Consider the following 14,923-nt stretch of genomic DNA (forward strand, 5'->3'; position numbering starts at 1 on the left):
AATTATAATTTTATTTATTTTTTTAATCATAATTTTAGTTTTTGTATATAAATATCGTATCAATAATGTAAATTCATAGAAAAAATTTCCACTTTACATTCGCCAAAAGATAGTAATTCATATATATTAGTTAAAAATAAAGATTATAGTATAATAAAGGATGTATGCTCTTTAAAAAGCATATAAGTAACCGAACGTTCGTTCTGTTCAATTACTTTATTAAAATATGAGGTATTTTAAAAATGAAGAAAAAAAGGATAGGAATATTGCTGATAATATCCCTTGTAATGATCATGAGTATCGGAGCAATTGCAGCGGCCGATACGAATGAAACATTGCTTGAGGACGTTAGCGATACAGATATTGAAATGACGTCAATTGCTTATGAGCAAGAAGACAATGCCACTCCAGTTTATCAGAGTGAAAGTGTCAATGACGTTGAAGAAATAAGTGAAAGCGATACTTCAATAGAAGTATCAAATCAGAAAGAGGTGAAAGCAGCTCCTAGTGCAAAAGGAGAATTGCTTTCCGCTTCAAACGATGATGTGCTTAAAGCCGACACGGATTGTTTTTACTATGTTGAGGCAAGTACATGGCACACAGATTTACGTGACGCTATGGATGAAATCGCAGACAGTGATACCAAAATAGGAACAATATTGGTTAAAGGCGGTACATACACTGAACGTGACGCTACAACTGATGGTGACATATATATTCATTTTTCAGATGAAGCGACAATAACAATAAGACCATTTGATGGTCAACAGGTTATTTTCGACGGAAGTAATAATGATTACCTGTTTTGGTTTGAAAATGCTAACTGTAAAATTACATTCAATGACATATCCTTCACAAAAGGGAAAGCAACAAAAGATGGTGGAGCTATTGAAATTTCCGAAGGACAATTGACATTGAACAACTGTGTACTGACTGGTAATGAAGGAGGCCGTTATGGTGGAGCCATAAGTGTGTCCGATGGAGGTTCATTTATAGCCAACAATTGTGTGTTCACAAATAACAAGGCAGCTAAAACTGGTGGAGCCATTTCCTGTGAGGATGACGGTAGTGTTACCCTTAATAATTGTTATTTCGAAGGCAATAAAGTGGGTAATGATGAAGACGGTTATGAAGAAAACGATTTTGGATATGAAGACGGTGAGGGTGCACCTGGAGAGTGGGAGTTTAACGATTGTCGCTTTAAAGGACATGGTTCCCTTGATATCGATGTTGATGCTACTGTTAAATCAGTGGAAATAACACCTGACATTGAAGAGGACGTAAATTTAGTGGTTTTATATAAAGATGATTCTTATTATGCGGAAAAACCTTGGGCTAGTCTCCATTCTGTCGAATTCACAGATCTTGAAAAAGGAACATATACAGTTTACATGATGAAAGATGGTGAAAAAAGATACTCATATCCTGGAAATACTTTTACAATTGTAGAACCTAATTTTGTTTTGACTATGGGTGAAGATGTTAAAGTATTTGAAACTTTAAAAGACGCAGTAAACGCTATTCCATTTGGTGGAGCTGGTGAAATTGCTGTTGAAGGTGGAACCTGGACTGGAAGTGATAATTTTAATGTGGATATTGTAAATAAGATGGTTTCAATCAGCCCTAAATTAGATACTACTGAATTAGCTGAAGATGTCATCTTTTCATCAGATTCACAAAATTATTTGTTTTCTGTAGGGGCTAATGGGCAACTAGACATGGAAGATATAACTGTAATCGGTAAATTTATAGATGCGGCATTAAAATTCAATACTGCTTTGGAATGTACAATTACAGATTGTGTATTTAACAACACTGTCAATTCCGAAGATGAACCCGGAACTCCTATTAAGGCAGAAAATTCAAACTTAGGACTTTATGAATGTACTTTTGAATCAAATGGTCAAACACTCTTGAAAAACACTATTGCAAACATATATGATTGTACTTTCGATTCCAATTCAGGCAGTCAAGGTGGAGCAATCAATGCAGATTCCTCTTCTTATTTAAACATTACTGACTCAGAATTTACAACTAATGTGGCTACTGGTGAAGGTGGAGCAATATATGCAAGCAATCTTGAGGTTCATGACACCTTATTTATCGAAAATATTGCTGAAATTGGAGGTGCTATTTATATAACCGACCTCGCAGACAGTCTCATAAATATTACTGAATGTGTTTTCGATACAAATGTTGCAACCACTTACAGGAACATATACTCTGAATCACTCACAAGGAAAATTAATTTGGAGTATAATGAATATGATTTGAACTTAACAATAAATGTAAAAGACAGCGTCTATGGTGTTGAGTATATTTTTGATGGTATTTTTGATTGGGGATCCAATTTGAATAACAATTATACCCTTTTATCAGGACTTTTAGATGATGATATTATTGGGGATGTAGTTACAATTGAAGATAATAAATTCAATATGAGTATGGGATTACTTTCCGGAGGAACACATGAAATCGATATGTCCGGAAGTGATACACAATCCGACAGTAATGATCATTTCTTTGGACATAACTATTACTCCGATATAAATGGAAACGAATTCTATTTGGATAATTACCCATATGCAAAAATATTTATTGAAAGAGCTAAAATAATAATGAAACTTGAAGTAAAAGATGTATTAATACCTGAAATACCTGTTTTAAATGTTTATGCAAATTGGGATAAAACTTTCACAATTTTCATTGGAAACACACAATATCAGGTTGAAGTTGTAGACGGTAAAGGCAGTGTACAATTGACTGGCCTTGATTTAGGTAATTATACAGTCCTTGGTATGAGCGGTAGTGATGAGAACTTCACTCTTGCATTGAATTTCACAACATTTTCAGTAAGCAAAACCTACAGCAACTTCGTTGTAGTGAGCACAAATGCTGAATATGATACTTTAAAAGAGGCTATCGTAAATTCCAATGATGGAGATACAATTTTCATTAAAAAAGGAACTTATAGTGAAACCGGAATTGTAATATCCAATAAGACTTTAGACCTCATTGCATTGGAAGGTGCAGTCTTTGATGCCCAAGGCCATGACGGCAATTTCATTATAGTTCAGGAAACCTCTGAAGTCACCATATACGGAATAACATTCAAAGGAATCCGCAACAGAAACACCAATTATGGAGCTATAGTCAATCATGGAGATCTTACAGTGGATTCATGTAACTTTACTAACAATATGATTACTAAGACATCATTTGCCGAAAATGGTGGAGCAGCTATATTCAGTGATGGGGAATCATTAGAAATTGAGAACTGTAATTTCATAAACAACGTCGCTCCTTTAAAAGCAAGCACTGCAGCAGTCACATCACTAGGTTATAGTGATGTTTCAATCACATCTTCCAAATTCATTAATAACACTGCACGTGAAGGCGGAGCATTGCACTTCAAAAACTTAATTCAAATTGAACCAGCAGTTGCTTCATGTGACTTTGAACAGAATACTGCTGTTAAAGGATCTGCAATATACATCGGAAATAACTCCATATATGTGAGCGCCACATTATCAGAGTTCATTAAAAACGACATCAAAAATGATGCAGGCGAAGATGCAGAACTTGAAGGTGGAGTAATTTATGTCAACGCAAACGATGCGGAAGTAACCTTTAATATTGACTCATCCAACTTTGAAAGCAACTCCAACAAGGATGTTAATGGTGGAGTCATTTGCCTTGACGGAATTTCAAACGCAAACATCGACACCTGTACTTTCAATAACAATAAAGGTAAAAGGGGTTCTGTTATTTTAATCAAAACCCTAATAATGAAAAGCTCAGGTTATTTATTGACAGCAGCCTCATTATGAACAACGAGGCAACAATTGGAGCTATTGCAACATCTCCTAAAGTTACAGCATTCATTGACGGTTGTGTTCTTGCAAATAACACCGGTGAATACAGAAATATTTACAACAATGGATTTACCGTAGCTCATGATACCATTTTTGATGTTAAAAATGTTGAATTAAAAGCATTGAATGTTAAATACGGTGAAAGCTCAATAATCAGCGGTACAGCAGATATTGGTGCTAATATCTATGCTGCAGCTAATTTAACAGTCGCTGGTGAAAACATCACTGTGGAAATCAAAGACAATGCATTCACCTATAATACAGACATATTGAATCCGGGCAAATATCATGCTGTTTTAAACGGTATTGTAGATTACAATGAAAATGCATATCATATGGACAGCATTACTAAAATGTTCAAAGTCAACAGTGCAAGCTTTGATTTGAATGTTTCCGTTGACAATATCACATATGGTGAAACAATAAAAGTAACTGAAACACTACCTGCAAATGCCATGGGTACAATAAGCTACCAGTTGAATGGAGTATATTATACAAAAGAGGAACTTGAATCATTGAAATTAGATGCAGGAAAATACTCTCTTGTAGCCTTCTATAATGACGAAGCTTTCGAGCCTACATATTCCATTATTGATTTTGAAGTGAAAAAGGCCAATCCAACCATATCTGTAGCGGATGTGGAAGTTGGATCTGACGAAAACATTACTGTAAACATTGAAACAAATGTTCCATCAATCTACACAATAGAAATTGGTGATTACAAACTCATCACATTGATTAATGGCAGCAAATCCATTGAAGTGGATAAAACATTTGCTCCTGGAACTTACACAATCAAGGTCACTTCACAGGAACGTGTAAACTACTTATCAGGTTCTGCTGAGGCCACTTTGAATGTCAAAGGCGGATCATCACTTGGCACTACCAGCAATGTTCTCGGCCAATCCTCAATTGAGGAAGTAGATGACGAAAACGTTAATAATTTCAATTGGAATTCCCATGATGATCTTCTTATTGCCTCAAACAATGACCTACTTAGTGATGAAGATTCCATTTTCGATGACTATGAAGAAACTGGCAACTTCATATACCAAGAGGATGAAGATGATGAACCACAATATTTCGACACCCTAGCAGATGCAATCGACGAAGCTTCACTAATGGGCGGTATCATTACAGTTAGAGGTGGAACCTATAAAGGAGAAGACTTCCGTGGCATTGACATTGAAGGAGAATTGGAAATAACAATCAGAGCTTATCCTGGCGAAGAGGTTATCTTTGACTGTGAAGGTGAAGATTACTTCCTGCATTTAACATATGATACTGAGGTGGAATGGATTGAAACAGTACCTCCTATTCCAGTTCCATATAATACCGAAGGTCCTACAATTACACTTGAAAACATTACAGTAATTAATGGATACAACTCTGAAGGTGGAGCTATTGAACTGGTTGCAGGTACCTTGACCATGACTAACTGTAATTTCTACAATAACATTGCTGAAGATTATGGTGGAGCAATATGTATCGGTTCAATGGATTCAGACCAGGATGCAACCCTCATTGCACTAAACTGTACATTTATAGACAATTTTGCAGGTGAAGAAGGTGGAGCAATTTATATTGAGGCCGATCTCGAACAATATTCATCAGCAACATTTGGATTCTGTACATTTTTAGATAACTTCCAGGGAGAAGGGGAAAACCGTAAGATGAATTACTTTGCAGGCCCTGAAGTTAGTGAAATAACCAGCAAATATTGTGTCTTCAACGGTACTGGTGAAATATACAATGTTACCATTGATAAAATCAACCAGACAGTCATAATTAACGGTACAACCCTAGATCAATTTGATTCAGTGGTTTTAATGTACTTCGACCAAGTACCAGCATACACAATGTACAATAACGGGTCCCAGAATTTCTACATCACTTTTGAAGAAGTATTGGGAGGTAACTATACAGTAGGTCTAATGAATGATCATAACTTCAATACTTATCTCTTTGGGTATAAATTTGAAATGATTAATGCGAATTTCATCATATCAGAGGATGAAGTGTATGAAAACTTAACCGATGCTATTGATGCAGTTGTGGAAAATGGCATTATTTATGCAAATCATAATTACCATATTGAGGAGAATATGGAAATAGAAATCCGCAAATCCTTCACTCTTAAAAATTTCAGAGACCGTATTGTTATTTTCGATGGAAACAGTACAAACTGGTTCTTTACAGTGAATGAAGGATACAATGTTGTGTTTGAAGGCATAAACTTTACCGATGGAATCATAAAAACCAATGCAGCATTTGAAAATAATGGTAATTTAACATTTAAAAACTGTATATTCACTGATTTTGAAACCGAAGCAATCATATACAATGCTGGTATATTGAACATATTAAACAGTGAATTTTCCGACAATACAATTAACAGTGCAATTGTTTTAAATGAAGGAGAATTATCCGTTGATTCAACTGTATTTGCAAGCAATATCATTAATGCTAATTCCGTAATATTCAACAATGGAAATGCAGACATTATATCATCTAATTTCACAGAAAACATTAATTATGGAAATGGTGGTGCAATATACAGCACAAATTCATTAAACATTAACAACAGTGTTTTCACAGAAAATGAAGGTATTAATGGTGGAGCAGTTTACAGTACAGGAACATTACAAGTTATCAACTCCACTTTTGAAGACAACACCGCAAACGGATACGGTGGAGCAATTTACAGTGAAAATGAATTAAATGTCTTTAATTCAACATTCACAGGAAACTATGCAGAAATTGACGGTGGTGCTATTTACAATAATAATATTGCTACTGTGAATAATTCAACATTCGTTGCCAATACCGCAAACGGTAAAGGTGGAGCAATTTATAACAACAAATCTTTGGAACTTACAGAATCTGTCTTTGGAATTAACTATGCCGACGAGTTTGCAAACATATACAATGCTGGAGATATTCAATTCAGTAAAAACATATTTGATTTCTATGATGTGATATTGCACATACCTGATGGTGAATACGGCGTCCCTGTAATAATTACCGGTACCCTTGACCCTCAATTCAACATGGATCTTCAACTTGTATTACCTGGATTTGTCAACAATACTGATGCAACAGTCGACATTACAGAAGGCATATTTGAACACAATGTAGGAGTCATGCCAAAAGGCATTTATGACGTCATATTAAATGAAATCATTTATGACAGCAACGGCAACATCTATTATGGTGAAGCAGTAATTGACAGGCTCATCATCCATAAGGCAAATGTACACATCACTCTTACTGTTGATGACATTGAACTTAAGGATGCATTCGAAGCTGCACCTGTTTTAAAAGTCAATGCAAGCAAAGACGGAATCATCAACATTCTATTCAATAACAAGTTTACAACTGCCAACATTACTGGTGGTTATGCTGAAATAACCTTGGAAAGTGTTGGGGAAGGAAACTACACTGTATTTGCAGTCCGTGAAGGTGATGAAAACTATAATGACGCAGTGAACACAACCGCATTCAAAGTCAGTGAATATGAAGGCAATTTCATTGTCAACAGTACCGGTCATAAATTCGATTCATTACGTGAAGCAATCGATGATTGTTCAGATGAAGACATCATTTATGTAAACGAAGGAAATTATACTGGTCCTGGAAATTTCGGAATATCAATTATAGGTAAGAAATTAACTATTACTCCACTTGGAGATGTTGTTTTTGATGCGGCTTCAGCAGATTATAGCTTTTTGACTATTTATTCAACTTCCGATGTTACCCTAGAAGATATTGTAATCACAGGTTTTAATACTGATGATTCAATTATTTATAATGAAGGTAATGTGACTGTTAACGGTTGTACATTTGTCAATAACACTTTAAGTAGCGGTTCAGATAAAGCCGTTATCTACAATAAAGGAAATTTAACCATTGTTGAATCTGGATTTAATGACAATATTCTTGACTCTCCTATAGTTTATAGTAGTCTTAAATCAAGCAATGTCATTATTAACGAATCAACATTTGAGAACAACACAAACAGTCCGGGAAACATGATTTTAATAAGAAATGCAGATTCAGTAAAAATCATATCAACTGAATTTGTTGAAAACAGATTAGCGGAAAATATCATTGATGTTATAGGCTGTGGAAATGTTCTCATTAATTCTGCATTTATCAATAACACTGAAGGTGCAAATGTTATTCATGCAAGCGGAAATTCCAATCTACTCATTGAAGATTCAATATTCACATCCAATATCATGGATCGTGATGTGATCCAAACAATAGATAATAAACAATCCATTATTTCAGGTTGTACATTCACAGATAATGCTGTTGAAAATGTTATTAAAATTAATGACAAAAACATATCTGTTCTTGAATCCACATTTACAGCCAACACACTTTCAGAAAACGGTGCATTATACATTGGAACAAATATAAATACAACTGTCGATGGCTGTGTATTTACAGACAATAATGCAGACAATTACAGAAACATCTATAGTGAAACTCCTAATGTAAAAATCACCAATACCGTGTTTGATGCTATAAACGTTGATTTTACTGTTAATGACATTGACTACGGACAAAATGAAACAATTGAAGGTACTATCGATATCGGTACAAACCTAAACTTTACTGTTAATTTGAAAGTCGACTCCAAAACTTATTCAGTAAACGTAACTGACAATAAGTTCACCCATAAATTAACACGTCCTAGCGCTGGAGACCATACTGTAGTATTGAATACCAAAGACAGTAATTCAAACAGTTACACTTTTGATAAAGTAACTAAAATATTTACTGTCAACCAAGTAGAACAGCTATTAAACGTTACAATTAAAGACATTACCTATGGTGAGAAATTAAATGTTACCATACTCGCTAATAAACCTAACAATGTTGTCTTTGAATTGAACGGCAAGACCTACACTAATGAGACTCTGCAAAATCTCACATTGGCAGCGGGTGATTATGTAATTGTTGCAAAATCTAGCGGAGATAAAAACTACCTTCCGGCTACTGCATTCGTTCATGTGAAAGTTCACAAGGCCGTACCAAACATGACAGTAAGTGATGTTGAAGTCAACTATGGCGATGAGATCAAAATACCTGTAAGCGCAAATGTTACTGATTATTACACCGTATTCATAGGTGATGAATCAGTTTCATTACTTGTTGAGGATACCTCAACATTCACATTCGACGGTACACTCTTCAAGCCAGGCACTTATGAAATCAAAGTTTATGTGTTTGAAAGTGAAAATTATACCGAAGCATATGCAAACGCCACTTTAACAGTCAATAAATCTGATGATGGATTCTTCAGGTTATCAAACGATGTGATTGGTTATGGTGAAAATGCAACCATTAGAGTAACTGCTCCTGTCAATGCATATGGAAACATTACATACACTGTATATCAAAACGAGGAAGTAGTTTACACTATCAAACAATCATGTCTTGAAGACCTTGTTGTCCCTAACTTGAAACTAGGAACCTACATTGTCACAGGTACTTTTGAAGGCGACTCCTACTACACCAATAAGTCAAGAGTCAACTCCAGTGCAATAACCGTGATTAAAGGCGAACCAAATATCGATATCGACCTTGAAAACATAACTGGCAGCACCCCTTCAATAACCGTGAGATTGCCTGCGGATGCCACTGGAAATGTAACTCTCTATGTAAATGGCCAAGTGATACAAGTCGTTAACGTGACCAACGGCAGTGCAGTTGTCAACGTTACAGGCTTAAAACCTGGTAATAATACTGTTACTGTTGTCTACAGCGGTGATGATAACTATGATCCAGTCAATAAGTCAGCTGTCGTCAAGAACAATGCTTCAATTATTTCTTCTGACATGACCAGAGGTTATAATAGTGGCTTGGATTACACTGCAACATTATTTGATGCAGAAGGATCTCCACTTGCAAATGCAAAGGTAACCGTCAAGGTGGATACTAACACATACACTGTCCAAACCGATTCCAATGGTGTCTTGAGATTAAACAATAAATTGGCTGTCGGAAATCATGCTATTGTTATCATTAATCCGGTAACCGGCGAATATAAATTGAATAATTTAAAGATAGCTGCAAGGATTACAGGTAATAAGAACGTGAAAATCTTCTTTGCTGACAATTCCAAATATACTGTTAGAATTGTTGGTGACGACGGCAATTATGTTGGAGCAGGTGAAGTTGTTAAAATGAATGTTGGAGGCAAAACCTACTCTGTTAAAACCGATAAGAATGGTTATGCCACCCTTAAATTAAGCTTAAAAGTTAAAAAACACACTATTACTATAACATACAAAGGATTTACCACTAAAAATACAGTGACTGTTAAATCTGTTGTGAAACCTCTTAAAAAGTTAGTGAAACTTAATAAGAAATCTAAAAGCAAATCTAAAAAGACTGCAAAAGCTAAAAAGAAATCTAAATATCTTAAAATCAAAGTTAAACTCAAAGGCAAAAAAGTCCTTAAGAAGAAAAGAGTTTACATGAAATTTAAGGGTAAAACATACAAGGCAAAAACCAATAAGAAAGGAATTGCAACATTCAAAGTACCTAAAAAAGTTACCAAAAAACTTAAGAAAGGTAAAAAATACAAAGCAACCTTTACCTACAAGGTAAAAGCAAACGGAAAAACACTTAAAAACACAGCTAAATGCTATGTTAAAAGATACAGATAAAACACAAAATTTTTGAGGATTATCTAATCCTCACTTCTTCTTTTTTTAAATTGGATGTTTTTCAAAAATGAAGAACATGTATAAAAATAATCTTATTTAATTCTAACCAATATGAGATTTCAATTAGTCATATAACCATGATATTTTAATCATTAAATAAAATAAACTACTTCCAATACAATAAAAGGAAAGTTCAATAGTATTACTTTTTAATAACTTTTAGTAAATTTAATAGAAAAGTATATATACTAACAAAAAGTAACTAATATATACTTATAGAGATTCATCAATAAGGAGCGTGAAAAATATGGTAGATTCCGAAACCATTGAAGAAAAAATTTCTGATAAAAAAGAAAAACTTGATGAAAAAGTCGAAGAAGTAAAAGAAAAGTTCGATGAAAAAAAAGAAGAACAAAAAGAAAAATTTGAAGAAAGAAAAGAAAAAGGTAAAAACATTGCAGACAATGTAATCAATGATTTATACAAAAGCATTGATGAATTCAAAGAAAACATTAAAAACATGCAAAAAACAGCTGATCAGAAATACGCTGATTACAAAAAATCAACTGTTCAAACATTAGACATTGATTTAGTTGAAACCAAAGACATTTACTACATCAAAGCTGCAGTACCCGGCGTTGAAAAAGAAGACGTATTAATCGAAGCAGGCGACAACGATATCACTATCGAAACTACCTTCAAACCTTACATTGAAGAATTTGAAGAAGACGAAACTGCAGAAGTAATCTCATCATCCATCAAATCTGGAAGATGCGTAAAAACAGTTAGATTCGAAAACAGCCTTGATTTGGAAAACATCACTGCTAAATTTGCAAACGGAATCGTTACTATAACCATTCCAAAATTAATTATACCAAAACATAAAGTAAATGTGGAATAAACTCCACATTTTTTATCTTTTTTTAAAAAAATCAGTATCTAACCTTACCGATGTGTCTTGTAGCACCAGGATCTTCACCATTGTAATGTGCTAAATAATAAATAAACCATTCAAGCGGAATTACCAATACGAATGGAGATAATAATTTATCAACATCAGCATAGTCTTTCAATTCATAAATTATTGATTTTAATTTGAGATTTTCTGAAAACTCAATTGCCTTATCAGTAATCTCATCAGATTCAAAGTCAGATCTTAAGAATATGATAGGAACATCCTTTTCAGCTCTTTCAATCAAACCATGTCTGAATTCAGCTGAATATTCCGGACAAGCATGCTTGATTGCACCTTCCATAAGCATGGTCATAGCTAGTTTATATGCAAGACCAAAGTTAGGACCGCTTCCAAGACAATAGAAGATGTCTTCTTTTTTAAAGTCCTGTGCAAGCATACGATTATCATACTCAGTTGTTTTTAATAAGTCTTCAATTATATCAGGCATTTCTGCCAATTGTGATAACAATTCATCTTTAGCTTCATAATCACTTGCACTGAAAAGAATCTGATATAAACATGCAAGTTGAGTAATATAAGTTTTTGTTCCAAGAATTGCTGTTTCTGTTTCGCATTTTGTGACAATTGGAGTTTCAGCTTCTTTAATCATTGAACTGTCAGGTTCATTTGAAATAGAAACAGTATGTATATTAAATTCATTAGCCCTTCTAAGTGAAGCGAGAGTGTCAGCAGTTTCACCTGATTGTGAAGTGAAAATGGCTATAGAGTTTTCATTTTCAACTAATCTTTTATTATAGTAAAATTCATAACCAGTATATACTTCAAGGTCAATATTTGTACTTGACATTCTTATAGCGTCCCTAACACTATAACAAGTTGAAATAGAACTTCCACAACCGATTAGATAAACTTTATCCTTATCTGAAATTAATTTTGAAACTTCATCCATAGTAGACATTTCACTTTCAAAAGTTTTTCTAAGTGAGTCTGGTTGTTCCATCATTTCATCATACATTTTATATTTCATAAGCTTAAACTCCTTAAAATTAAATATTATAATTTATATATTGTTAATCAACATATAAAAAGGTTTTTTGAAAATGTCGATTAAAGAAATTAATTTATCAACAATCGGAATGCAGAAAGGAAAACAATATGAAACAATTGTGAGCACTGAAAATTCACAAAATGTCAAAAATGCTGCACCAATTGGAATCATATGTTCAGGTATTGATAAAGTTGTATGTAGAATTTTTAAAGGTGGAAAAACTTTGGATAATATCCTGTCACAAAAAAAGTTTATTGTCAATATTACCCATGACCCTGAATTATTTATGCTGTCGACAATTGGAAATCTTCCTGAAGATTATTTTGAAGATGATGGATCTGTAAAAAATGTTGATGCCTATTTCAAATGTGAAGTGGTTAGTTTCAAGGATGCTGTAAAGCAAAGCGACCCGATTAAAAAGAAAGGCGAAGCGATTGTAATTAAATCTGAAGTAAAAGAATTAGTTATCAAAAACAACACCAATGCATTGAATAGAGGTTTCGGTTATGTTGTTGAAACACTGGCAAATCTTACACGTTTTGATTTGGTTAGTAATTCACAAAAGAAAGAGTATTTAGACAGATTTAGAGAAGCGAATAGAGTCGTTCGAAAAATCGGTTATCCTGAAGACATTCAGGCAATGAATGAAATAAAAAAAGAATTAATGAAAAAAGGTTTTAAACCTTAATTTCTAATAACATCAATAAATTCAAATGCATCTCCATCAAATAATCCCAAATCAGATATTTTAAGTGAAGGAATTACCAACAATGCCATAAATGCCATTGTCATAAATGGAGAATCGAGTTTACATCCTAATGCTGAAGACATCTTATGCAAGGTGTTTAATTTCTTGGCCACACCATATGCATCCTCATTGCTCATAAGACCTGCAATCGGAAGGGACAATGAGTCGCTGAAGTCTTCGCTCACCACTGCAAATCCACCTTTATTATCAATTATCTTGTTTACAGCCTGAGCCATCATTTCAGTGTCATAACCTACAACAATAATATTATGTGAGTCATGCGCTACTGATGATGCAATTGCTCCTTTTTTAAGACCGAATCCTTTAATAAACGCATTTGCAACATGGTTTTGACCATATCTTTCCACAACTGATATCCTTAAAATGTCATCATAAATATCGGACATGACTTTTCCTTCACAGCACTTTAGTTTTGCAGTGGTCTTTTGAGTTAAAAGTTCCCCATTGAAACATTCAATGACATTAACTTCACATTCATCGCCATCATAGTATATCTCAAAGTCTTTGGAGGTCTTTTTGGTTGCGTTAATTGAGTTTTCAGCCTCAACTTCCGGAACATCAAATAAAACATTTTTACCATCAAAGACACATTCCCCTGCAATGAATGTTTTCAGGATATTGAAGTCCTTTAAATTATCAATGATTATATAATCGGCTTTTGCACCGGTTACAATTACTCCTGCATCCAATCCATAGTGCGCTGCAGGATTTATTGTAACCATACCAATGGCTTTTATGACATCTATTCCAAGGTCTGCTGCCTTTTGGACAGATTTATTTAAATGTCCTTTGATTAGGTCATTTGGATGCTTATCGTCACTTACTATGAAGTCAAATATTGGTGAGTGGATTCTTCTCTCCAATACTTCAGTTGGGATGATGCCAAAACTGTCCTGATTTTTCAAATGGTCAATACGTTCAGAGAAATCAAATAGAGCTTCCATATTTTTAGCAGATGACCCATCACGAACCATAATTTTCATGCCTTTCTGTTTTTTCTCAATAGCTTCAGAGAAATTACTGCATTCATGATCAGTTACTATATACTGCTCCATATATTTATCCAATTCTTTACCTGAAAGCAGTGGAGCATGACCATCGATAGGTTTTTTGTACTGCCTTGCCAAATCCAATTTCCTGATTACTTCCTCATCCCCACTTAAAACACCAGGGAAATTCATCATTTCACCCAATGCCACAACCTCATCCTTTTTAAGCAAGTATTCAATGTCAGAGGAATCCAAAACACAACCTGCTGTTTCAAATGAAGTGGCAGGAACACAGGAAGGTGCAGTAAAGTAAAAGTTAAATGGAACTGTTGAAGCATTATCAATCATGAATTCAATACCCTCAATTCCGCAAACGTTAGCTATCTCATGAGGATCGCACACTACAGAAGTAGTACCATGACGAACTGCAATTTTAGCAAATTGTGCAGGAGTAAGCATACTGCTTTCAATATGAATATGAGAATCAATGAACCCCGGAAGCAACAATCCTTCAACATCGATTTTAGTTTCTTCAGTAACTTTAATTGGTATGATTTCCTTAAAAATTCCATCAGCAACTGTTATTCTTGCAGGATAAACAGAATCTGTCAAAACGTCAAGAATATAAGCTGTAAATGACATT

Annotated in this window: 6 protein-coding genes; 4 read left to right on the forward strand and 2 right to left on the reverse strand. The window is 34.2% G+C overall.

The window, feature by feature from the left end; genetic code table 11:
• The first annotated feature begins 242 nt into the window (after positions 1-242).
• The 3 genes from IJ258_RS04385 (at position 243) to IJ258_RS04395 (ending at position 11,459) form a co-directional block, all read left to right on the forward strand.
• Complete coding sequence (locus IJ258_RS04385) at positions 243-3,830, forward strand: hypothetical protein (protein WP_292803476.1); 3,588 nt, start codon at positions 243-245, stop codon at positions 3,828-3,830.
• The gene (locus tag IJ258_RS04390; RefSeq protein WP_292803479.1) at positions 3,827-10,558 is read left to right on the forward strand and encodes an Ig-like domain repeat protein; all 6,732 of its coding nucleotides are present in this window, start codon (positions 3,827-3,829) and stop codon (positions 10,556-10,558) included. Before IJ258_RS04385 ends, IJ258_RS04390 begins: the two co-directional genes overlap by 4 nt.
• Before the next feature lie 307 nt (positions 10,559-10,865).
• Positions 10,866-11,459, forward strand: coding sequence for an Hsp20/alpha crystallin family protein (locus IJ258_RS04395; RefSeq protein WP_292803482.1), 594 nt, complete (start codon positions 10,866-10,868; stop codon positions 11,457-11,459).
• A gap of 31 nt (positions 11,460-11,490) precedes the next feature.
• On the opposite strand, the gene IJ258_RS04400 is transcribed toward IJ258_RS04395, so the two are convergent.
• Positions 11,491-12,501, reverse strand: a complete 1,011-nt coding sequence (locus tag IJ258_RS04400) for an SIS domain-containing protein (RefSeq protein ID WP_292803485.1) — start codon at positions 12,499-12,501, stop codon at positions 11,491-11,493.
• 73 nt (positions 12,502-12,574) lie between these two features.
• Here IJ258_RS04400 and IJ258_RS04405 point away from each other — a divergent pair, with 73 nt between their 5' ends.
• Positions 12,575-13,210: a DUF447 domain-containing protein gene (locus IJ258_RS04405; protein WP_292803488.1), complete on the forward strand. Its 636-nt coding sequence runs from the start codon at positions 12,575-12,577 to the stop codon at positions 13,208-13,210.
• Here the strand turns inward: IJ258_RS04405 and ade are convergent.
• Positions 13,207-14,922 (reverse strand): adenine deaminase, encoded by a 1,716-nt coding sequence (gene ade, locus IJ258_RS04410; protein WP_292803491.1) that lies wholly within the window; start codon positions 14,920-14,922, stop codon positions 13,207-13,209. The genes IJ258_RS04405 and ade overlap by 4 nt on opposite strands.
• Position 14,923 lies beyond the last annotated feature (1 nt).

The sequence above is a fragment of the Methanobrevibacter sp. genome (genome assembly GCF_017468685.1).
GTDB lineage: Archaea > Methanobacteriota > Methanobacteria > Methanobacteriales > Methanobacteriaceae > Methanocatella.

Excerpts from the sequence above, each read along its gene's own strand:
- IJ258_RS04390 (WP_292803479.1), top strand. The coding sequence starts at position 3,827 with ATGAACAACGAGGCAACAATTGGAGCTATTGCAACATCTCCTAAAGTT.
- ade (WP_292803491.1), bottom strand. The coding sequence starts at position 14,922 with ATGTCATTTACAGCTTATATTCTTGACGTTTTGACAGATTCTGTTTAT.
- IJ258_RS04405 (WP_292803488.1), top strand. The coding sequence starts at position 12,575 with ATGTCGATTAAAGAAATTAATTTATCAACAATCGGAATGCAGAAAGGA.
- IJ258_RS04400 (WP_292803485.1), bottom strand. The coding sequence starts at position 12,501 with ATGAAATATAAAATGTATGATGAAATGATGGAACAACCAGACTCACTT.
- IJ258_RS04395 (WP_292803482.1), top strand. The coding sequence starts at position 10,866 with ATGGTAGATTCCGAAACCATTGAAGAAAAAATTTCTGATAAAAAAGAA.
- IJ258_RS04385 (WP_292803476.1), top strand. The coding sequence starts at position 243 with ATGAAGAAAAAAAGGATAGGAATATTGCTGATAATATCCCTTGTAATG.